General features: G+C 71.4%; 17 protein-coding genes. 10 read left to right on the forward strand and 7 right to left on the reverse strand.

The genetic code is table 11. From position 1 onward, the window contains the following. Positions 1-274: 274 nt before the first annotated feature. The 7 genes from ACIQUQ_RS08360 to pgi all read left to right on the forward strand — a co-directional run bounded on the left by ACIQUQ_RS08360 (position 275) and on the right by pgi (position 9,166). Positions 275-3,250, forward strand: a complete 2,976-nt coding sequence (locus tag ACIQUQ_RS08360; protein WP_403972664.1) for a M14 family zinc carboxypeptidase — start codon at positions 275-277, stop codon at positions 3,248-3,250. A 187-nt stretch (positions 3,251-3,437) separates the two neighbouring features. Next, the gene (gap, locus tag ACIQUQ_RS08365) at positions 3,438-4,442 is read left to right on the forward strand and encodes a type I glyceraldehyde-3-phosphate dehydrogenase (protein ID WP_403972666.1); all 1,005 of its coding nucleotides are present in this window, start codon (positions 3,438-3,440) and stop codon (positions 4,440-4,442) included. Positions 4,443-4,566: 124 nt separating this feature from the next. Continuing rightward, positions 4,567-5,778 (forward strand): phosphoglycerate kinase, encoded by a 1,212-nt coding sequence (locus ACIQUQ_RS08370; protein WP_403972668.1) that lies wholly within the window; start codon positions 4,567-4,569, stop codon positions 5,776-5,778. A 3-nt stretch (positions 5,779-5,781) separates the two neighbouring features. Continuing rightward, positions 5,782-6,558 carry a triose-phosphate isomerase gene (gene tpiA / locus ACIQUQ_RS08375; RefSeq protein ID WP_403972670.1) on the forward strand — a complete coding sequence of 259 codons (777 nt, stop codon included), beginning with the start codon at positions 5,782-5,784 and terminating at the stop codon, positions 6,556-6,558. Positions 6,559-6,678: 120 nt separating this feature from the next. Further along, positions 6,679-6,909, forward strand: coding sequence for a preprotein translocase subunit SecG (secG, locus tag ACIQUQ_RS08380; RefSeq protein ID WP_399940555.1), 231 nt, complete (start codon positions 6,679-6,681; stop codon positions 6,907-6,909). Positions 6,910-7,016: 107 nt separating this feature from the next. Beyond that, positions 7,017-7,352 (forward strand): RNA polymerase-binding protein RbpA, encoded by a 336-nt coding sequence (locus tag ACIQUQ_RS08385; RefSeq protein ID WP_403972672.1) that lies wholly within the window; start codon positions 7,017-7,019, stop codon positions 7,350-7,352. Between the two features lie 161 nt (positions 7,353-7,513). After that, entirely contained in the window at positions 7,514-9,166 is a 1,653-nt protein-coding gene (gene pgi / locus ACIQUQ_RS08390; RefSeq protein WP_403972916.1) for a glucose-6-phosphate isomerase, read from the forward strand. A gap of 65 nt (positions 9,167-9,231) precedes the next feature. On the opposite strand, the gene pgl is transcribed toward pgi, so the two are convergent. From pgl to tkt, 5 genes are read right to left on the reverse strand one after another with little or no spacing between them, the layout of a single operon-like run. Then, complete coding sequence (pgl, locus tag ACIQUQ_RS08395; RefSeq protein WP_403972675.1) at positions 9,232-10,014, reverse strand: 6-phosphogluconolactonase; 783 nt, start codon at positions 10,012-10,014, stop codon at positions 9,232-9,234. After that, the gene (opcA, locus tag ACIQUQ_RS08400; RefSeq protein ID WP_403972677.1) at positions 10,011-11,123 is read right to left on the reverse strand and encodes a glucose-6-phosphate dehydrogenase assembly protein OpcA; all 1,113 of its coding nucleotides are present in this window, start codon (positions 11,121-11,123) and stop codon (positions 10,011-10,013) included. The genes pgl and opcA overlap by 4 nt, the downstream gene beginning before the upstream one ends. After that, complete coding sequence (gene zwf, locus ACIQUQ_RS08405; RefSeq protein ID WP_403972679.1) at positions 11,120-12,646, reverse strand: glucose-6-phosphate dehydrogenase; 1,527 nt, start codon at positions 12,644-12,646, stop codon at positions 11,120-11,122. The genes opcA and zwf overlap by 4 nt, the downstream gene beginning before the upstream one ends. A gap of 5 nt (positions 12,647-12,651) precedes the next feature. After that, positions 12,652-13,770, reverse strand: coding sequence for a transaldolase (gene tal / locus ACIQUQ_RS08410; protein ID WP_403972681.1), 1,119 nt, complete (start codon positions 13,768-13,770; stop codon positions 12,652-12,654). 36 nt (positions 13,771-13,806) lie between these two features. Beyond that, entirely contained in the window at positions 13,807-15,891 is a 2,085-nt protein-coding gene (gene tkt, locus ACIQUQ_RS08415) for a transketolase (protein ID WP_403972683.1), read from the reverse strand. 310 nt (positions 15,892-16,201) lie between these two features. Between tkt and ACIQUQ_RS08420 the strand changes: the two genes are divergently transcribed. The 3 genes from ACIQUQ_RS08420 to ACIQUQ_RS08430 all read left to right on the forward strand — a co-directional run bounded on the left by ACIQUQ_RS08420 (position 16,202) and on the right by ACIQUQ_RS08430 (position 18,846). Next, positions 16,202-17,143, forward strand: a complete 942-nt coding sequence (locus ACIQUQ_RS08420; RefSeq protein WP_403972685.1) for a heme o synthase — start codon at positions 16,202-16,204, stop codon at positions 17,141-17,143. Positions 17,144-17,229: 86 nt separating this feature from the next. Next, complete coding sequence (locus ACIQUQ_RS08425) at positions 17,230-17,544, forward strand: hypothetical protein (protein ID WP_403972687.1); 315 nt, start codon at positions 17,230-17,232, stop codon at positions 17,542-17,544. A gap of 144 nt (positions 17,545-17,688) precedes the next feature. Next, the gene (locus tag ACIQUQ_RS08430; RefSeq protein WP_403972689.1) at positions 17,689-18,846 is read left to right on the forward strand and encodes an amidohydrolase family protein; all 1,158 of its coding nucleotides are present in this window, start codon (positions 17,689-17,691) and stop codon (positions 18,844-18,846) included. A 42-nt stretch (positions 18,847-18,888) separates the two neighbouring features. Here the strand turns inward: ACIQUQ_RS08430 and ACIQUQ_RS08435 are convergent, their stop codons facing one another. Both ACIQUQ_RS08435 and ACIQUQ_RS08440 read right to left on the reverse strand, forming a co-directional pair. Beyond that, positions 18,889-19,881 carry a heme A synthase gene (locus tag ACIQUQ_RS08435; protein WP_403972692.1) on the reverse strand — a complete coding sequence of 331 codons (993 nt, stop codon included), beginning with the start codon at positions 19,879-19,881 and terminating at the stop codon, positions 18,889-18,891. A gap of 4 nt (positions 19,882-19,885) precedes the next feature. Continuing rightward, on the reverse strand, positions 19,886-21,019 hold the full coding sequence (locus ACIQUQ_RS08440; RefSeq protein ID WP_403972694.1) for a hypothetical protein: 1,134 nt from the start codon (positions 21,017-21,019) through the stop codon (positions 19,886-19,888). Positions 21,020-21,028: the final 9 nt, after the last annotated feature.

Genomic DNA, 21,028 nt, shown 5'->3' on the forward strand with positions numbered 1-21,028 from the left:
CGCCGCGTGCCGGCCGGGCCCGTACGCCGGCCCCGGCCGGTACGCAGGGTCGCCGTTCCGGACGGCGCGACGGACCGGGACGCACGCCTCGCGCACACGCCGCGGACACCGCCCCGGGCACCCCAGAACGCATCGGGTGTCCCACCCGTCCCACGCGTCACAGGGGCCCTCCACCCGGACGACTCCGCCACCCGAGGCCTTCTTGACATGACCATGCACCACCGTAAGCCTGGCGTCCGCACGCTTTCGTGACGGACGACAGCAAGGGGGGCACATGAGGCGCAGAGCGGGCTCGATCCTCGCCACCGGCGCACTGATCCTCGGTTCGATGGCCGCCGTACCCGCGGCACTGGCCCAGCCCGGCCCGGCCGCCGCGCCGGAGGCCGGACCCGCGGCCGCCGACGAGGTACGGGTCTACCAGGCAGACATCACCCAGCAGCAGGTCCCACTGGTCCTGGCGGCCGGCCAGGACGCACACGAACTGAGCGAACGACCGCCCGCCGGCGGCACCGCCCGCGTCGAGCTGTTCCTCACCGGCGGCCAGGCCCGCGCCCTCGGCGCCCAGGGCGTCAGGCTCACCGAGCGCACCGTGTCGCCCGGCGGCCTGGCACGCGCCCGCGCCGCCGGGGACGGGGTGTACCGCCCGTACAGCGGCAAGGGCAACATCCAGGAGGAGATCGTCCGCACCGGCCAGTCCCACCCGGGCCTGACCAAGGTGGTCTCCATCGGCAAGACGGTCAAGGGCCGGGACATCCTCGCGATCAAGGTGTCCAAGCGGGCCCGCACCACGAAGGACGGCGCCAAACCCGCCGTGCTGTACATGTCCAACCAGCACGCCCGCGAGTGGATCACCCCGGAGATGACCCGCCGGCTGCTCCACCACTACCTCGACAACTACGGCAAGGACCAGCGGATCACGCGGCTGGTGGACACCACCGAGCTGTGGTTCCTGATCTCCGCCAACCCCGACGGGTACGACTACACGCACGCCCCCGACGGCGAGCGGCTGTGGCGCAAGAACCTCCGCGACAACAACGGCGACGGGAAGACCACCACCGGCGACGGGGTCGACCTCAACCGCAACTTCGCCTACAAGTGGGGCTACGACAACGAGGGTTCCTCGCCCGTCACGTTCAGCGAGACCTACCGCGGCTCCGGCCCCAATTCGGAGCCCGAGACCGTCGCCCTCGACCGCTTCCAGAAGCGCGTCGGCTTCGAGTACGGCATCAACTACCACTCCGCCGCCGAGCTCATCCTCTACGGCGTGGGCTGGCAGGTGGCCACCCCGACCCCGGACGACGTCCTCTACAAGTCGCTGGCCGGCACCCCCGACAACCCCGCGGTGCCCGGCTACTACCCGCAGGTCTCCTCGGAGCTTTACACGACCAACGGCGAGGCCGACGGCCACGCGGGCAACGTCAACGGGATCATGATGTTCACCCCGGAGATGACGACCTGCCAGACCGCCTCCGACCTCGACCCGAACGACCAGTGGCGCGCCGAGGACTGCCAGTCCGGCTTCAACTTCCCCGACGACGAGAAGCTGATCCAGGGCGAGTTCGCGAAGAACATCCCCTTCGCGCTCTCGGTGGCCGAGACCGCGGCCCACCCCGACCGGCCCTCCTCCTCGGTCGGCCTGACCGCCGCCGACTTCACCCCCGACCCCTTCACCACCTCCTACGCCCGCGGTGGCGACCAGCAGGTCGCGGTCACCGCGCGCACGTCGCTCCGGAACAAGGAGCTCAACTACCGCATCAACGGCGGCCGCACCCACGACGAGGACCTGGCGCCCTGGCGGGGCGGCGAGCGCTACGGCGGCACCGACAACCTGTACTTCGACCAGTACCGCGCCGAGGTCGAGGGCGCCCGGCCCGGCGACACCGTCGAGGTCTGGTTCACCGGCCGCACCCGCACCGGGACCCGGGTGTCCAGCGAGCACTTCACGTACACCGTCGCCAAACGCCCCCGCGCGGACGTCCTCGTGATCGCCGAGGAGGGCGCGGCCGCCCAGCACGCCCAGAAGTACGTGGACGCGCTCCGCGCCGCCGGCCGCTCCGCGACCGTCTGGGACGTCGCCGCACAGGGCGCGCCGCACGCGCTGGGCGTCCTGTCCCACTTCCGCACCGCCGTCCACTACACGGGCGCCCAGGCCCCCTCGGGCCCCACGCAGCTCGCGCTCCGCGACTGGCTCAACGAGGGCGGCAGGCTGGTCGAGGCAGGTGAGCTGGCCGGCGGCGGCGCCCAGGTCGGCCGCGCCGTCACCAACGACTTCAGCCAGTACTACCTCGGCGCCTACGGGCGTACGAGCGCCCGCGGCGCCACCGGCTTCGGCGGCGCAGGCGCCCTGGCCGGAGCGGCCGGCCCGCTCGGCGACGCCCCCGGCGACCCCGGGAACCCGCTGAACGCGGCCGGCGCCTACACCGTCACCTCCGACACCCTGCCGCCCGCCACGTTCCCCCAGTTCGGCAGCGCGCAGGCCGGCCAGTACGCCGGTGTCGTCAACCCGTACGCCCCCTACCGCGGCACCGGCATGGCCGCCGCCACCCACGAGGACGACGACTGGCGGCGCCTGGTCCGCACCGTCGACCTCACCGGCGTCACCGCGGCCGACCGGCCCGAACTGCGCCTCGCCCTGAACTGGAACACCGAACCCGGCTACGACCACGCGCTGCTGGAGGCGCACACGTCGGGCGCCGACGACTGGACCACCCTCCCCGAGGCCTCCGGCCTGACCTCCTCGACCGTGCCCGAGGAGTGCGCGGCCGGGTTCTTCATCAACGACCACCCCTTCCTCTCCCGCTACCTCACCCTGTCCTCCGGCGGCTGCACCGCGAGCGGCTCCAGCGGCGCGTGGCACAGCTTCACCGGCTCGTCCGGCGGCTGGAAGGAGGTCACCTTCGACCTCAGCGCGTACGCGGGCAAGAAGGTCGAACTGGCCCTCTCCTACGTCACCGACCCCGGATCGGGCGGCCGCGGCGTCTTCGCCGACGAGACCCGGCTGGTCGTCGGCGGTGCGGACCGCGACACCGAGGGCTTCGAGACCTCCCTCGGCGGATGGACCGCACAGGGCGCGCCCGCCGGAAGTCCCGAAGTTCCGGGAGATTGGTCCCGCTCCGGTGAGCTGTTCAAGTCCTATGCGTCGGTCACAACGCGTGACACGGTGCTGCTCGGGTTCGGGCTCGAACACCTCGCCAACCCGCAGGACCGCTCCGTACTCATCGGTAAGGCTCTCAGGTCCCTGCACCGCTGACTCTGCGTGACGGGACCTTGGGTCCCCGGCGGCCTGTGCCTGCCCCATTGGTACAGGCCGTCCCCGCGCGTCCGTGCCCTCACGATGTCACTCAAAGGCTCACGGAGGGGTAGGGTCGGAGGCGGTCGGGGACATCCCATACAGCTCGCCGGCGCACAGACCGGCGCACATACGAGGAGATCGGTTCGTGACGATCCGCGTAGGTATCAACGGTTTTGGCCGTATCGGCCGCAACTACTTCCGGGCGCTCCTGGAGCAGGGGGCGGACATCGAGATCGTCGGTGTCAACGACCTGACTGACAACGCCACTCTGGTGCACCTGCTCAAGTACGACACCATCCTCGGCCGCCTGAAGCAGGACGTCAGCCACACCGAGGACACGATCACTGTCGGTGGCAACACCTTCAAGACCTTCGCCGAGCGCGACCCCGCGAACCTCCCCTGGGGCGAGCTGGGTGCCGACATCGTCATCGAGTCCACCGGCATCTTCACGAAGAAGGCCGACGCCGCCAAGCACCTGGCCGCGGGCGCGAAGAAGGTCCTCATCTCGGCCCCGGCCACGGACGAGGACATCACCATCGTGATGGGCGTCAACCACGAGAAGTACGACGCGGCCAACCACCACGTCATCTCCAACGCCTCCTGCACCACGAACTGCGTGGCGCCGATGGCGAAGGTCCTCGACGAGAACTTCGGCATCGTCAAGGGCATGATGACCACGGTCCACGCCTACACCAACGACCAGCGCATCCTCGACTTCCCGCACAAGGACCTGCGCCGCGCCCGTGCCGCCGCGGAGAACATCATCCCGACCTCGACGGGTGCCGCGAAGGCCACCGCCCTGGTCCTCCCGCAGCTCAAGGGCAAGCTGGACGGCATCGCCATGCGCGTCCCGGTCCCCACCGGCTCGGTCACCGACCTGGTCATCGAGCTGGACCGCGAGGTCACCAAGGACGAGATCAACACCGCCTTCCAGAAGGCCGCCGAAGGCCAGCTGAAGGGCGTCCTGGACTACACCGAGGACGCGATCGTCTCCTCGGACATCGTGAACTGGCCGGCCTCCTGCACCTTCGACTCCTCCCTGACCATGGTCCAGGGCAAGCAGGTCAAGGTCGTCGGCTGGTACGACAACGAGTGGGGCTACTCCAACCGCCTCGTGGACCTCACGGTCTTCGTCGGCGACCGTCTCTGAGCAGGGCCAGGAACACCACGATGTGAAGCACAGGGTCCGGCCGGCGCAACGGAGCGCCGCCCGGACCCTGTAGTTTTCCTGTCGTTCTTCGCCCCGTACGGGCGCCAAAGGAGTCAGAAACAGCATGAAGACGATCGACGAACTTCTCGCCGAGGGCGTCTCCGGCAAGCGGGTCTTCGTCCGCGCCGACCTCAACGTCCCGCTCGCGGACGGCGTGATCACCGACGACGGCCGCATCCGCGCCGTCCAGCCGACCATCGCGAAGCTCGCCGAGGCCGGCGCCCGCGTGGTCGTCGCCTCCCACCTCGGCCGCCCCAAGGGCGCCCCCGACCCCGCCTTCACCCTCGCCCCGGCCGCCCGCCGCCTGGGCGAACTGCTGGGCACCGAGGTCGCGTTCGCGACCGACACCGTCGGCTCCTCCGCCAAGGAGACCGTCGCGGCCCTGGCCGACGGCCAGGTCGCGGTCATCGAGAACCTGCGCTTCAACGCGGGCGAGACCAGCAAGGACGACGCCGAGCGCGGCGCGTTCGCCGACCGGCTCGCCGAGCTCGCCGACCTGTACGTCGGTGACGGCTTCGGCGCGGTGCACCGCAAGCACGCCTCGGTGTTCGACCTCCCGGCGCGCCTCCCGCACGCCGCCGGCTACCTCATCGCCACCGAGGTCGGCGTCCTCAAGAAGCTCACCGCCGACGTGAAGCGCCCCTACGTGGTCGTGCTCGGCGGCGCCAAGGTCTCCGACAAGCTCGCCGTCATCGACGAGCTGCTCGGCAAGGCCGACCGCATCCTGATCGGCGGCGGCATGGCGTACACCTTCCTGTACGCCAAGGGCTACGAGGTCGGCATCTCCCTGCTCCAGAAGGACCAGGTGGACAAGGTCACCGAGTACATGGAGCGCGCCGAGCGCACCGGCGTCGAGCTGGTCCTCCCGGTCGACGTGCTCGCCTCCGCCGAGTTCCCGGACCTCAAGGGCAAGACCCCGGCCGAGTTCGTCACCGTCGACGCGGACAAGATCCCCGCCGACAAGGAGGGCCTGGACATCGGCCCGAAGACGCGCGAGCTGTACGCGTCGAAGATCGCCGACGCCGAGACCGTCTTCTGGAACGGCCCGGTGGGCGTCTTCGAGCACCCCGACTACGCCGGCGGCACCAGCGCGATCGCGCAGGCCCTGGTCGACAGCAACGCCTTCACCGTCGTCGGCGGCGGCGACTCGGCCGCGGCCGTGCGCACGCTCGGCTTCGACGAGAAGGCGTTCGGACACATCTCCACCGGCGGCGGCGCCTCCCTCGAGTACCTCGAGGGCAAGGAACTCCCCGGCATCGCGGCACTGGAAGGCTGACCCGTGACCTCTCGCACCCCGCTGATGGCGGGCAACTGGAAGATGAACCTCAACCACCTCGAGGCCATCGCGCACGTCCAGAAGCTCGCCTTCGCCCTGGCCGACAAGGACTACGACGCGGTCGAGGTCGCGGTCCTGCCGCCCTTCACCGACCTGCGTTCGGTCCAGACCCTGGTCGACGGCGACAAGCTGAAGATCAAGTACGGCGCCCAGGACATCTCGGCGCACGACTCCGGCGCCTACACCGGTGAGATCTCCGGCCCGATGCTGGCCAAGCTGAAGTGCGCGTACGTGGCCGTCGGCCACAGCGAGCGCCGCCAGTACCACGGCGAGAACGACGAGATCTGCAACGCCAAGGTCAAGGCCGCCTTCAAGCACGGGATCACCCCGATCCTGTGCGTCGGCGAGGGCCTCGACATCCGCAAGGCCGGCCAGCAGGTCCAGTACACGCTGACCCAGGTCGACGGCGGCCTCAAGGACGTCCCGGCCGAGCAGGTCGAGTCCATCGTGATCGCGTACGAGCCGGTGTGGGCCATCGGCACCGGCGAGGTCGCCACCCCCGACGACGCGCAGGAGGTCTGCGGGGCCATCCGCGGCCGCCTGGCCGAGCTGTACTCCCAGGAGCTGGCCGACAAGGTCCGCATCCAGTACGGCGGCTCCGTGAAGGCCGGCAACATCGCGGCGATCATGGCGCAGCCCGATGTGGACGGCGCCCTGGTCGGCGGTGCGGCCCTCGATGCGGACGAGTTCGTCAAGATCGTCCGTTTCCGGGACCAGTGACCAGGTCAGTGAGTATGCGGTAGGGCGGATCCGTCGTACCCTTGCGGGGGCCAGGGGGCTGAATCAGCAGCCACTGGCCCCCGCTCTCGATAACCAAGGAAGTAGGGTCCAGCCGTGATTATGGGGTTCTCGATCGCCCTGATCGTCTTCAGCCTGCTGCTGATGCTGCTGGTGCTGATGCACAAGGGCAAGGGCGGCGGCCTCTCCGACATGTTCGGCGGCGGCATGCAGTCCTCCGTCGGCGGCTCCTCGGTGGCCGAGCGCAACCTCGACCGCATCACCGTCGTGGTCGGTCTGCTGTGGTTCGCGTGCATTGTCGCGCTTGGCCTGATGATGAAGCTCGACAGCTGACCGGAAGTAACTCCGGCCATTGGACGCGCGTTGGGACTTCCGTAGACTGGGGCGCCCGCGGCGGACAACACAGCGAACGCGGCACCATCACGCAGGGAGTTACGACCGTGGCAAGTGGCAACGCGATCCGTGGAAGCCGGGTCGGAGCGGGGCCGATGGGTGAGGCCGAGCGCGGCGAGTCCGCGCCGCGCCTGCGCATCTCCTTCTGGTGCTCCAACGGGCACGAGACCCAGCCCAGCTTCGCCAGCGACGCGCAGGTACCGGACAGCTGGGACTGCCCGCGCTGCGGCTTCCCGGCCGGCCAGGACCGGGACAACCCCCCGGCCCCGCCGCGCACCGAGCCGTACAAGACGCACCTCGCGTACGTACGGGAGCGGCGCACGGACGCGGACGGCGAGGCGATCCTCGCCGAGGCGCTCGCCAAGCTCCGGGGTGAGATCTGAGCCGTCCGCGGCCCGGACGCACCGTCTGACTCAGGGCCCGGCCCGTGGGAGACCTTCTCCCGCGGGCCGGGCCCGTTTGTGTCGGTTGGAGCCCTTCTGATCCCTTAGGTTGGGAGGTGGCGGGGCACAACAGGACAGGAAGAAGTGGGTTGATGTCCGAGATGAAGGCAGAAGGCCGCGTGAAGCTCAACCGGACGCCCGAGTGGGCGGCGCTGGCGAAGCACCGGGAGGAGTTCGGCCGGACCCATCTGCGGGAGCTGTTCGAGGCGGACCCGGAGCGGGGCACCGGTTACACCCTGCGGGTCGGGGACCTCCACATCGACTACTCGAAGCACCTGGTCACGGACGAGACCCTGGGGCTGCTGCGGGACCTGGCCGCCGCGACCGGCGTGGCGGAGCTGCGGGACGCGATGTTCCGCGGCGAGAAGATCAACACGACCGAGGACCGGGCGGTGCTGCACACCGCGCTGCGCGCCCCCGCGGGCGCGGTCGTCGAGGTCGACGGGGAGAACGTCGTCCCCGGCGTGCACGCCGTCCTCGACCGGATGGCGGACTTCTCCGAGCGCGTGCGCTCGGGCGTCTGGACCGGCCACACCGGCCGCCGCATCCGCAACGTCGTCAACATCGGCATCGGCGGCTCCGACCTCGGTCCGGCGATGGCGTACGAGGTGCTGCGCACCTTCACCGACCGCGACCTCACGGTGCGCTTCGTCTCCAACGTCGACGGCGCGGACCTCCACGAGGCGGTGCACGGCCTGGACCCGGCCGAGACGCTGTTCATCATCGCGTCCAAGACCTTCACCACGATCGAGACCATCACCAACGCCACCTCCGCCCGCCAGTGGCTGGTGGACGGCCTGGGCGGCGACCGGGAGGCCGTGGCCCGGCACTTCGTGGCGCTGTCCACGAACTCCGGCAAGGTCGCCGAGTTCGGCATCGACACGGCCAACATGTTCGAGTTCTGGGACTGGGTCGGCGGCCGCTACTCCTTCGACTCGGCCATCGGCCTCTCGCTGATGATCGCCATCGGACCGGACCGCTTCCGCGAGATGCTGGCGGGCTTCCACCTGGTCGACGAGCACTTCCGGACCGCCGCTCCGGAGGAGAACGCCCCGCTCCTGATGGGCCTGTTGGGCATCTGGTACGGCGCCTTCTTCGACGCGCAGTCCCACGCGGTTCTGCCCTATTCGCACTACCTGTCCAAGTTCACGGCCTACTTGCAGCAGCTGGACATGGAGTCCAACGGCAAGTCCGTGGACCGCGACGGCAATCCGGTCGAGTGGCAGACCGGCCCCGTGGTCTGGGGCACCCCCGGCACCAACGGCCAGCACGCCTACTACCAGCTGATCCACCAGGGCACCAAGGTGATCCCGGCGGACTTCATCGGTTTCGCCCGGCCCGTCGAGGGGCTGTCCCCGGAGCTGGCGGCCCAGCACGACCTGCTGATGGCCAACTTCTTCGCGCAGACGCAGGCCCTGGCCTTCGGCAAGACGCCGGAGGAGGTGCGGGCGGAGGGCGTCGCCGAGGAGCTGGTGCCGCACAAGACCTTCCACGGCAACCACCCGACCACCACGGTGCTGGCCGCCGAGCTGACGCCGTCGGTGCTGGGGCAGCTCGTCGCGCTGTACGAGCACAAGGTGTTCGTCCAGGGCGCGGTGTGGAACATCGACTCCTTCGACCAGTGGGGCGTCGAGCTGGGCAAGGTCCTGGCCAAGCGCATCGAGCCCGCCCTGGTCCGGGGCACCGAGGTGGGCGGCCTGGACGCCTCCACCACCGCCCTGGTCGCCAAGTACCGCACGCTGCGCGGCCGCTGACCGCAGGCGCACGACAAGGGCCCCCGCTCTCCGAGGAGAGCGGGGGCCCTTGTCGTGCGGCCGGATCAGGCGGACGCCGGCGGGTACAGCTGCGGCGGGAGCTTTGCGGCGGCGGCCCGGTCCAGCAGCCAGAGGGTGCGTACGCGGCCGTACGCACCCGCCGCCGGGGCCTGGAGCTCACCCGCGCCGCCCAGGGCGATCGCGACCGCACCGGCCTTGTCCTCGCCCGCGGCGAGCAGCCACACCTCACGCGCCGCCCGGATGGCCGGGAGGGTCAGCGAGACGCGGGTCGGCGGCGGCTTAGGCGCGCCGTGCACGCCCACCACCGTACGGGCCTGCTCGCGCACGCCCGGGTGCCCGGGGAAGAGCGAGGCCACGTGCGTGTCCGGGCCCACCCCCAGCATCAGCACGTCGAACCGCGGCACCGGGCCGTGGTCCTCGGGCCCGGCGGCCCGCGCCAGCTCCTCGGCGTACGCGGCGGCCGCCGCGTCCACGTCGGTGCCGTACGGGCCGTCGGAGGCGGGCATCACGTGCACGCGCGCCGGGTCCACGGGGACCGCGTCCAGCAGCGCCTCACGGGCCTGGACGTGGTTGCGCTCGGGGTCGTCGGCCGGCACGTACCGCTCGTCGCCCCACCACAGGTCGAGCCGCGACCAGTCGACCGCGTCCCGGGCGGGCGCGGCGGCGAGGGCGGCCAGCAGGCCGTTGCCGTTGCGCCCGCCGGTGAGGACCACCGACGCGGAGCCGCGGGCCGCCTGGGCGTCCACGATGCGCGTGATCAGGCGCGCCGCGGCGGCCTGAGCCATCAGCTCCTTGTCGCGGTGGACCACGACCTGCGGGACGCTCACCGGGACGCCGCCTTCTTGGCCGGAGCCTTCTTCGCGGGCGCCTTGGCGGGCTTCTCCGGGGCGTCCGCGGAGTCCGCGGCGCTCCCCGCCGCCGGAGCGGGCCCGTCGTGGCCGGCCGCCGCCGGGGCGGGCTCCGCGGGGACGGGCTCCGCGGGGACGGACTTCGCGGCCGCCGCCGCGGACTCCGCCTCCAGCCGGTCCACGCCGTACTTCAGCGAGGCCTCGTACGTGTTGTCCGGGTCCAGCCTGCGCAGCTCCTCCGCGAGCAGCTCGGAGGTGTCGCGCCGCTTGAGCGCCACCGCGCGGTCCGGCTGGCCCGGCATGCACAGCGTCGCCAGCGAGCCGTCGGCCCGGTCCAGCACGATCGCGCCGTCACCGGTCTCCAGCCGGACCGCGGTGAGCCCGGGACCGGCCGACTGGGTGCGCCGTACGGGCACCTGGAGCCGGTCCGCCAGCCACATGGCCAGCAGCTCGCAGCTGGGGTTCTCGTCCTCGCCCTCGACGACCGCGGAGGTGACCCGCACCGACTGCTGGTCCAGGGCCGCCGCCAGCATCGAGCGCCAGGGGGTGACCCGGGTCCAGGACAGGTCGGTGTCGCCGGGCGCGTAGGTCTCCGCGCGCGCCGACAGCTCCGCGAACGGGTCCTCGGTCGCGTACGTGTCGACGATCCGGCGCTGGCCCAGGGCGCCCAGCGGGTCGCCCGCGACGTCCGCGGGCGCGCCCTCGGGCCACCACACGACCACCGGCGCGTCCGGCAGCAGCAGCGGCAGGACCACGGACTGCGCATGGTTGACCAGCTCGCCGTGCAGACGCAGGACAACCGTTTCACCGGTGCCCGAGTCGGCACCGACGCGCACCTCGGCGTCGAGGCGCGCGTCCCGCCGGCTGCGCGGCGACCGGCTGACCCGCTTGATCACGACGATGATCCGCGAGGGGTGCTCGTGCGAGGCGTCGTTGGCCGACTTGAGCGCGTCGTACGCGTTCTCCTCGTCCGTGACGATGACCAGCGTGAGCACCATGCCGATGGCAGGCGTGCCGATGTCCCGGCGCGCCTGCACCAACGCGGCGTTGATCTTGCTGGAGGTGGTCTCCGTGAGATCGATCTTCATGGCCGGCGCCAGCTCCGTCCGTCTCGTGCGAGCATCTCGTCCGCCTCGACAGGACCCCACGTGCCCGCCGGGTACTGCGCCGGCTTGCCGTGCTCGTCCCAGTACTGCTCGATCGGGTCGAGGATGTTCCAGGACAGCTCGACCTCCTGGTGGCGCGGGAAGAGGTTCGCGTCACCGAGCAGCACGTCCAGGATCAGACGCTCGTACGCCTCGGGGCTCGACTCCGTGAAGGACTCGCCGTACGCGAAGTCCATCGTCACGTCCCGGACCTCCATGGAGGTGCCCGGCACCTTGGAGCCGAAGCGCACCGTCACGCCCTCGTCCGGCTGCACCCGGATGACCAGGGCGTTCTGCCCCAGCTCCTCCGTGGCGCCGGACTCGAACGGCAGGTACGGGGCCCGCTTGAAGACCACCGCGATCTCGGTGACCCGGCGGCCCAGGCGCTTGCCCGTGCGCAGGTAGAACGGCACGCCCGCCCAGCGGCGGTTGTTGATCTCCAGCCGGATGGCCGCGTAGGTGTCGGTCTTCGACCCGGGGTCGATGCCGTCCTCTTCGAGGTAGCCGACGACCTTCTCGCCGCCCTGCCACGCGGAGGTGTACTGGCCGCGCACGGTGTGCTTGCCCAGGTCCTCGGGGATCTGGACGGCGCTGAGCACCTTGAGCTTCTCCGCCACCAGCGCCTTGGGGTGGAAGGAGCCGGGCTCCTCCATCGCGGTCAGCGCGAGCAGCTGGAGCAGGTGGTTCTGGATGACGTCACGGGCGGCGCCGATGCCGTCGTAGTACCCGGCACGGCCGCCGATGCCGATGTCCTCGGCCATGGTGATCTGCACGTGGTCGACGTACGACCGGTTCCAGATCGGCTCGAACATCGTGTTGGCGAAGCGGAGCGCCAGGATGTTCTGGACGGTCTCCTTGCCCAGGTAGTGGTCGATCCGGAAGACCTCGTCCCGGGGGAAGACCTCGTGGACGATCTTGTTGAGCTCCTGGGCGCTGGCCAGGTTGTGGCCGAAGGGCTTCTCGATGACGGCGCGCCGCCACGAGCCCTCCTTCTGGGCGAGTCCGTGGCTCTTGAGCTGCTGGACCACCTTGGGGAAGAACTTCGGCGGTACGGACAGGTAGAAGGCGAAGTTGCCGCCCGTGCCCTGCGCCTTGTCCAGGTCCTCGATCGTCGCCTTCAGCGTCTCGAACGCCTGGTCGTCGTCGAAGTCGCCCTGGACGAACCGGCAGCCCTGGACCAGCTGCTGCCAGACCTCCTCGCGGAAGGGGGTGCGCGAGTGCTCCTTGACGGCGTCGTGCACCTCCTGGGCGAAGTCCTCGTGCTCCCACTCGCGCCGGGCGAAGCCGATCAGCGAGAAGCCCGGGGGCAGCAGACCGCGGTTCGCGAGGTCGTAGACGGCGGGCATCAGCTTCTTGCGCGAGAGGTCGCCCGTAACGCCGAAAATGACCAGGCCGGACGGCCCCGCGATCCGCGGGAGCCGCCGGTCCTGTGCGTCACGAAGCGGGTTCGCTCCGTTTACAGACAAGGTTTTCAGGCCTCCGTGGGGGCGAGCTTCGACAGCTCCGCCTCGGTCGACTTCAGCAGGTCGTTCCAGGACGCCTCGAACTTCTCGACGCCCTCGTCCTCGAGCAGCTGAACCACATCGTCGTACGAGATGCCCAGCTTCGCGACCGCGTCGAGCTCCGCACGTGACTGCTCGTAGGTCCCGCGGACGGTGTCGCCGGCGACCTCGCCGTGGTCGGCGGTGGCCTCCAGGGTGGCCTCGGGCATGGTGTTCACGGTGCCCGGGGCGACCAGGTCCACCACGTACAGGGTGTCCTTGTACGCGGGGTCCTTGACGCCGGTGGAGGCCCACAGCGGGCGCTGCTTGTTGGCGTGCGCCTTGTCCAGGGCGGCCCAGCGCTCGGAGGAGAAGACCTGCTCGTAGGCCTCGTAGGCCAGACGGGCGTTGGCGAGTGCCGCCTTGCCCTTCAGGGCCTTCGCCTCGTCGGTGCCGAGCTTGTCCAGGCGCTTGTCGATCTCGCTGTCCACGCGGGACACGAAGAAGGACGCCACCGAGTGGATCTTGGACAGGTCCAGGCCGCGCGCCTTGGCCTTCTCCAGGCCCGCCAGGTACGCGTCCATGACCTCGCGGTAGCGCTCCAGCGAGAAGATCAGCGTGACGTTGACGCTGATGCCCAGGCCGATGACCTCGGTGATCGCCGGCAGGCCGGCCTTGGTCGCCGGGATCTTGATGAGCGTGTTCGGCCGGTCCACCAGCCAGGCCAGCTGCTTGGCCTCGGCCACGGTCGCCGCGGTGTTGTGGGCCAGACGGGGGTCGACCTCGATGGAGACCCGGCCGTCCTGCCCCTCGGTGGCGTCGTAGACCGGGCGCAGGATGTCGGCGGCGTCGCGGACGTCCGCCGTCGTGATCATGCGGATGGCCTCGTCGACGGTGACCTTGCGGGCCGCGAGGTCCTTGAGCTGCTGCTCGTAGCCGTCGCCGCTGCTGATCGCCTTCTGGAAGATCGACGGGTTGGTGGTCACGCCCACCACGTGCTGCTGGTCGATCAGCTCGGCGAGGTTGCCGGACGTGATGCGCTTGCGCGACAGGTCGTCCAGCCAGATCGCCACGCCCTCGTCCGAGAGGCGCTTGAGTGCGTCTGTCATGGGAATTGCATCTCCTACCTGAGTTGCTGCCGGGCGTCAGCGCGCGGCGGCGATCGAGTCCTTGGCGGCGGCGGTCACGGCCTCTGCGGTGAAGCCGAACTCGCGGAACAGGACCTTCGCGTCCGCCGAGGCACCGAAGTGCTCCAGCGAGACGATCCGGCCGGCGTCGCCCACGTAGCGGTGCCAGGTCAGGCCGATGCCGGCCTCGACCGCGACGCGCGCCTTCACGGACGGCGGCAGGACGCTGTCCTTGTACGCCTGGTCCTGCTCCTCGAACCACTCGACGGACGGCATGGAGACCACGCGGGCCGGGATGCCCTCGGCCTGCAGCGCCTCGCGGGCCGCGACCGCCAGCTGGACCTCGGAGCCGGTGCCGATGAGGACGACCCGGGCGTCGCCGCCCTCGGCCTCGAAGAGCACGTAGCCGCCCTTGGCCGCGTCCTCGTTCGCCTCGTACGTCGGCACGCCCTGGCGGGTGAGGGCCAGGCCGTGCGGGGTTCCCTTGCCGAACACCTTGGTGTGGCGCTTGAGGATCTCGCGCCAGGCGATGGCGGTCTCGTTGGCGTCGGCCGGGCGGACCACGTTCAGGCCCGGGATCGCGCGCAGCGAGGCGACGTGCTCGACCGGCTGGTGGGTCGGGCCGTCCTCGCCGAGGCCGATGGAGTCGTGCGTCCACACGTACGTCACCGGCAGGTGCATCAGCGCGGACAGGCGGACGGCGTTGCGCATGTAGTCGGAGAACACCAGGAAGGTGCCGCCGTAGATGCGGGTGTGGCCGTGCAGCGCGATGCCGTTCATGGCCGCGGCCATGGCGTGCTCGCGGATGCCGAAGTGGATGGTGCGGCCGTACGGGTCGGCCTCCGGCAGCGGGTTGCCCGTCGGCAGGAACGAGGAGTTCTTGTCGATGGTGGTGTTGTTGGAGCCGGCCAGGTCGGCCGAGCCGCCCCACAGCTCCGGGATGACCGCGCCGAGCGCCTGGAGGACCTTGCCGGAGGCCGCGCGGGTGGCGACGCCGGTGCCGGCCTCGAAGACGGGGAGCTTGTCCTCCCAGCCCTCGGGCAGCTCGTTGGCCTGGATGCGGTCGAACTCGGCGGCGCGCTCCGGGTTGGCGGTGCGCCAGGCGGCGAGCTCCTTCTCCCACTCGGCCTTGGCGTCGCGGCCGCGGTCGAGGGCCTTGCGGGTGTGCGCGATGACCTCGTCGGCGACCTCGAAGGTCTGCTCCGGGTCGAAGCCGAGGACGCGCTTGGTGGCCGCGACCTCCTCGTCGCCCAGGGCCGAGCCGTGCGCGGCCTCGGTGTTCTGCGCGTGCGGGGCCGGCCAGGCGATGATCGAGCGGGCCGCGATGAACGACGGCCTGTCGGTCACGGCCTTGGCGGCCTCCAGGGCGGCGTACAGGGCCTTGGGGTCCAGGTCGCCGTTGGCCTGCTGCTCGACGCGCTGGACGTGCCAGCCGTACGCCTCGTAGCGCTTGAGGGTGTCCTCGGAGACGGCCGTCTCGGTGTCGCCCTCGATCGAGATGTGGTTGTCGTCCCAGAGCAGGACGAGGTTGCCGAGCTTCTGGTGGCCGGCCAGCGAGGAGGCCTCGGCGGCAATGCCCTCCTGGAGGCAGCCGTCACCGGCGATCGCGTAGACCATGTGGTCGAACGGCGACGCGCCGGGCGCGGCCTCCGGGTCGAACAGACCGCGCTCGTAGCGGGCGGCCATGGCCATGCCCACGGCGTTGGCGACGCCCTGGCCGAGCGGGCCGGTGGTGGTCTCCACGCCCTTGGTGTGGCCGTACTCCGGGTGGCCCGGGGTCTTCGAGCCCCAGGTGCGGAAGGCCTTGAGGTCGTCCAGCTCCAGACCGAACCCGGCCAGGTACAGCTGGGTGTAGAGGGTCAGCGAGGAGTGGCCGGCGGACAGCACGAACCGGTCGCGGCCGACCCACTCGGGGTCCGCGGGGTCGTGACGCATGACCTTCTGGAACAGCACGTACGCGGCGGGCGCGAGGCTCATCGCCGTACCCGGGTGGCCGTTGCCCACCTTCTGTACGGCGTCCGCGGCGAGGACACGAGCGGTGTCAACGGCGCGCTGGTCCAACTCGGTCCAGTCGAGCTCTGTGGTGGTCGGCTTGGTGCTCACCCTGGGTCAGGGCTCCTCTCCACATGTCGAATCCCGGTGACGACGGGCGCACCGGTTCCCGGCGGCGAACCGCGCACCGGGTGCGTTTCCGAGCCTACCGTCGACAGGACGTGCAGCTATTCGAGTGCCTCCGCTCTGTCACTTCGAGATCACACTTCTCGCAGTTGCGCCGGTCGGTCCAACACGAGTGGACCCCGGCGCCGGGCGACCTCTGGGCAACGTCTACAGTGGCGTGGTACGCGCAAGTCTTTACCGGGCATTCACGCCCGAACCAGGAAGACTTGCTGGGAGTCTTTCGTCAGGGGTGTGCGTGACGGCCGTCGAATCCCGTCCTGCGGGGGTGCTCGGGACGAGCCCCGGTGACCGGCCGTTCGGGGCCCGGGTCATGGCTTTCGTGGCTTTGACCAAGCCGCGGATCATCGAACTTCTGCTGATCACCACAGTGCCGGTGATGTTCCTGGCCGAGCAGGGGGTGCCCTCGCTCTGGCTGGTCCTCGCGACCTGCCTGGGCGGTTACCTCTCCGCCGGCGGCGCCAACGCGCTGAACATGTACATCGACCGCGACATCGACGCGCTGATGGACCGCACGTCGCAGCGTCCGCTGGTGACCGGCATGGTCAGCCCGCGCGAGGGCCTGGTCTTCGGACTGGTCCTGGCCGTGGTGTCCACCCTGTGGTTCGGACTCCTCGTCAACTGGCTGTCCGCCGCGCTCTCCCTCGGTGCGCTCCTCTTCTACGTGGTCGTCTACACGATGATCCTGAAGCGGCGCACCGCCCAGAACATCGTCTGGGGCGGCATCGCGGGCTGCATGCCGGTGCTCATCGGCTGGTCCTCGGTGACCAACTCGATGTCCTGGGCCGCGGTCATCCTCTTCCTCGTCATCTTCTTCTGGACGCCGCCGCACTACTGGCCGCTGTCGATGAAGGTCAAGGAGGACTACGCGCGGGTGGGCGTCCCCATGCTCCCCGTCGTCGCCTCCAACAGGGTCGTGGCGCGCCAGATCGTCCTCTACAGCTGGGTGATGGTCGCCGTCTCGCTGGCGCTCACCCCGTTGGGCTACACCGGCTGGTTCTACACGGCCGTGGCGCTCGCCGCGGGCGGCTGGTGGCTCTGGGAGGCGCACGCGCTCCAGGCGCGCGCCAAGGCCGGTGCGACGGGCGGCAAGCTCAAGGAGATGCGCCTGTTCCACTGGTCCATCACCTACGTGTCGCTGCTCTTCGTCGCCGTGGCCGTGGACCCCTTCCTGCGCTGACCCGCGTCCGCCGCCCGTGCGCACGCCGGGCGGCGGTGACGGGCATCTCTTCCTCCACGGACCTACTCGTCGGTAGCATGCCGTTCATGGCAGACACGAAGCAGCAGGAGCGCAAGGCGGCCAGGCTGGCCAAGCAGATCGGCGCCTTCTCCAAGGAGCACGGCGGCGCCGAGGGGCAGCTCGCCTACATCGGGCAGATGGGCACCCGGATCGTCCTCGTCGGCGAGGACGGCGGCTGGGGCGACCTGGTCGCCCCCTCGTACGAGGTCGCACAGCAGGCCGCCGAGAAGGCCGGGCTGACCCTCCACGAGGACTTCGACGGCGAGCTGGCCGCCAAGGTCCGCACCAGTGCGTACGAGTGGAAGCGGATGGCCGGCCTCCAGCTCGGCAGCCCCTCCTGACCCGCGGCACCCCGTCGAACAGCGGTACGCCCACCGGCGCCAGCAACACCTGACGCCCCGGTCACCCGTTAGGACGTGTGGAAGCTCGTCCCTCCCGGGCTCGCCCGGCCGAGGGATTCCCGACGTCCGCAACGGGATGCCCGGATGATCGACACGCCGTCGCTGGTGGACCAGTACTGCCACGGGGTGCTCCGCACGGAACTGGGCCTCGGCACCTTCGAGGCCCATCTCGGCCGTGCCTCGGGCCCGCCCGCACCCGGCACCACCTTCTTCGACACCCAGACCGGCTTCGCCGTGCGCCGCTGGTGTCCACCGCTCCTGGGCCTCGAACCCCACTGCCCACCGGCCCGCTACCTGGCCCGCCGGCGCGAGCTCGGGGTGCTCGAATCGGGCCGCCGGCTGCTGCGCGGCTCCGGGATCTCCACCTACCTGGTCGACACCGGCCTGCCGGGCGACCTCACCGGCCCCCGCGAGCTCGCCCTGGCCGGTGACGCCGAGGCCCACGAGATCGTCCGGCTGGAACTGCTGGCCGGTCAGGTCGCCGACACCTCGGGCACCGTCGAGGCCTTCCTGGCCAACCTCGACGAGGCCGTCCACGCGGCCGCCGCCGCCGCGGTGGCCTTCACCTCCGTCGCGGGCGCCGGCTGCGCCCTGGCCTTCGCCCCCGAGCCGCCCGGCCCGGGAGAGGTGCGGGGCGCCGCCGGGCGCTGGCTGGAGCACCGGGCCCTGGCCAGGGCCGCCCGGCGCGGAACCCCCTCCGGCGGTGCGGGCGTGGCGGGGGCGGGGGTGGACCCGGTGCTGCTGCGGCACCTGCTGTGGAGCGCCGTGGCCTCGGGGCTGCCGCTCCAGCTGCACGCCGGGGCGGGTGACCCGCGCCAGCGCATCGACCGCGCCGACCCGACGCTGCTCACCGACTTCGTACGGGCCACCGCGGGCCTGGGCACCGACATCGTGCTGCTGCACGGCTACCCGTACCACCGGCACGCCGCACACCTCGCGGGCGCCTTCCCGCACGTGTACGCCGACCTGGGCCCCGCCCTCGCCCACACCGGGGCACGGGCCGCCGAGGTGCTGGCGGAGCTGCTGGAACTGGCGCCCTTCGGCAAGCTGCTGTTCTCCAGCGGCGGCCGGGAGCTGCCCGAACTCCACGTGGTCGGCGCCCGGGTGTTCCGCGAGGCCCTGGCCCGGGTGCTCGGCGGCTGGGTCGGCGACGGGGCCTGGTCCCTGCGCGACGCCGAACGCGTCGCGGGCATGATCGCGGCGGGCAACGCCCGCCGCGTCTACCGCCTGGACCGGGCCTGAAGGGCCCCGCCGCAGGGCGGGGCAGGACCCCGCGGATACCGCCTAGCGGGCCGTCGAGAGGGCCGGGTCGGGCTGCGCCGGGATCTCCGGGGTGGCCGCCGGCCGCTCCCGCAGGCTCAGCACCAGCCGCACCGCCGCGATCCACACCAGGCACGAGCCGAGCATGTGCGCGGACACCAGGGCCTCCGGCAGCTTCGTGAAGTACTGCACGTACCCGATCGCGCCCTGGGCCAGCAGCACCAGCAGCAGGTCGCGGGCGCGCGCCCGGGTGTCGTCCGGGGCGTCCACCACGCGCAGCACCAGCCACATCGCGACGGCCAGCGCGCAGACCACCCAGGCCGCGACGGCGTGGACGTGGGCCGTGGTGGACCAGTCGAACGGCATCCGCGGGACCTCGCTGCTGTCACCCGCGTGCGGCCCCGAGCCGGTCACCACCGTGCCCGCGGCGATCAGCACGAGGGACGTGCCGGCGATGGCCCAGCCCAGCTTGCGGACCGGCCGCGGGACCCGCGGCCGGGGCTCCGTGTCGCCCTCGCGGGTCCGCTGCCAGGTCAGCGTGGTGACCGTGATCAGGGAGGTGGCGAGCAGGAAGTGCCCCGCCACGCTGTAGGGGTTGAGCCCCGTCCACACCGTGATGCCGCCGAGCACGGCGTTGCCCATCACGATGAAGAACTGCGTCCAGCCCAGCCGGGTCAGCGAGCGGCGCCACGGCTTGGCCGAGCGGGCCGCGATGATGGCCCAGCCCACCGCCGCGCACAGCACGTACGTCAGCATCCGGTTGCCGAACTCGATGGCGCCGTGGACACCCTGGGCGGGCGTCGCGAACAGGCTGTCGTCCGTGCACTTGGGCCAGGTGTCGCAGCCGAGACCGGATCCGGTCAGCCGCACCGCGCCACCCGTGACGACGATGACCACGCTCATGACGACGGCGGCGAGCGCGGCCCGCTGGAGCGTCCTGGGTGTGGGCGTCCAGCGCTGCGCGATGTATGCGAGGGGGTTCAACACGGGCCCTATCGTAGGGCGCCACTTGTGCAAACTTTCACGAGGGGGTGGCGCCCGGCCCCGCCGCGGCGGCCGACGTCAGCCGGAAGCGGGCGCCCGCCGGATCGCCCTCCTCGTGCCACCACACCAGGATCCGCCAGTGAGTTGCCTCCTTGGGCCCCTCGGGGGACGCGAGGAACTGCCGTACGAGACCGGTCCCGACCTCCTCCGCCGTGCGATCGGTCACGTCCGTGGTGCCCCGCCAGGGATGTCCTATTACGTCCCACAATCCGTCAGGGTTCCGCACCTCGAAGCGCCATGCCGCCCGCCAGGGACGCGCGCTGAGGGTGGCCCGTACCGCCCCCTCGTCGACCGCGAGCCCCGCGGCGACCGCGGCCGGGTCCACGCCCTGGATCCGCGCCGCCACCACCGCGTGCGGGAGCAGCCGCCCCGGCAGCAGGCCCTCGGCCCGCAGGGCCACCAGCGACTCGAAGGTGAGGAAGCGCAGCCGCAGTTCGAGCTGGCGTCCCAGGTGGCCTACGGCCTCCTGGGCCTCCGCCTGGCCGGGGCCGGGCGCCTGCGCCGCCTGCCGGAAGTCGTTCTCGGCGTCGACCGCCCAGGCCACCGCGTCCTCGGTCAGCCCGAGTTCGGCCAGCCGGTCGCCCAGGAACACCTTCGCCTGGGCCAGACCCCGCCGGTTGACCGGATCCTGCTGGTCCAGACCCAGCCAGACGTCCACCGCGGCCCGGGTCAGATCGCGGGCCCGCTCGCCGGCCACGCGCTCCATAGGGCCCGGCACCGCCTCCGCGGCCGGTCCCAGCGGGAAGCGCGGCAGCCGGTCGCCGTCGCTCAGCGGCCAGGCCAGCCACACCCCGTGGTTGATCAGCCCGCGGGCGTACCAGCGCGCGTACTCGGGCGAGTGCGGGGCCGCCTGCTCGGCGTACCGCAGCGCCTCCTCGATGGCGCCGAGGGCGCCCGGACGGTCCCCCGCCGAGAACCGTGCGGCGGCCAGGTCGCTCAGCCGCAGGCCCAGCCGTGCCGCGCACTCCGGGTCCGTACGGGCCGGCTCGCGCAGGGCCGCTATCAGCTCCGCCAGCAGTGCCTCACGCTCGGCGGGATCCGCCGGCGCGGCCCCCGACCTGATCCGTGTCCATTCCTCGTCCAGCCGCAGTACGGCCTCTCGCTGCACCATGTCCGCCCC

It is taken from the genome of Streptomyces sp. NPDC101118 (assembly GCF_044759445.1).
GTDB lineage: Bacteria > Actinomycetota > Actinomycetes > Streptomycetales > Streptomycetaceae > Streptomyces.

What these genes read in the sequence shown, in the direction of transcription:
- ACIQUQ_RS08360 (WP_403972664.1), top strand. Translation starts at nt 275, where the DNA reads ATGAGGCGCAGAGCGGGCTCGATCCTCGCCACCGGCGCACTGATCCTC.
- ACIQUQ_RS08370 (WP_403972668.1), top strand. Translation starts at nt 4,567, where the DNA reads ATGAAGACGATCGACGAACTTCTCGCCGAGGGCGTCTCCGGCAAGCGG.
- secG (WP_399940555.1), top strand. Translation starts at nt 6,679, where the DNA reads ATGGGGTTCTCGATCGCCCTGATCGTCTTCAGCCTGCTGCTGATGCTG.
- pgi (WP_403972916.1), top strand. Translation starts at nt 7,514, where the DNA reads ATGAAGGCAGAAGGCCGCGTGAAGCTCAACCGGACGCCCGAGTGGGCG.
- opcA (WP_403972677.1), bottom strand. Translation starts at nt 11,123, where the DNA reads ATGAAGATCGATCTCACGGAGACCACCTCCAGCAAGATCAACGCCGCG.
- tal (WP_403972681.1), bottom strand. Translation starts at nt 13,770, where the DNA reads ATGACAGACGCACTCAAGCGCCTCTCGGACGAGGGCGTGGCGATCTGG.
- ACIQUQ_RS08425 (WP_403972687.1), top strand. Translation starts at nt 17,230, where the DNA reads ATGGCAGACACGAAGCAGCAGGAGCGCAAGGCGGCCAGGCTGGCCAAG.
- ACIQUQ_RS08430 (WP_403972689.1), top strand. Translation starts at nt 17,689, where the DNA reads ATGATCGACACGCCGTCGCTGGTGGACCAGTACTGCCACGGGGTGCTC.
- ACIQUQ_RS08440 (WP_403972694.1), bottom strand. Translation starts at nt 21,019, where the DNA reads ATGGTGCAGCGAGAGGCCGTACTGCGGCTGGACGAGGAATGGACACGG.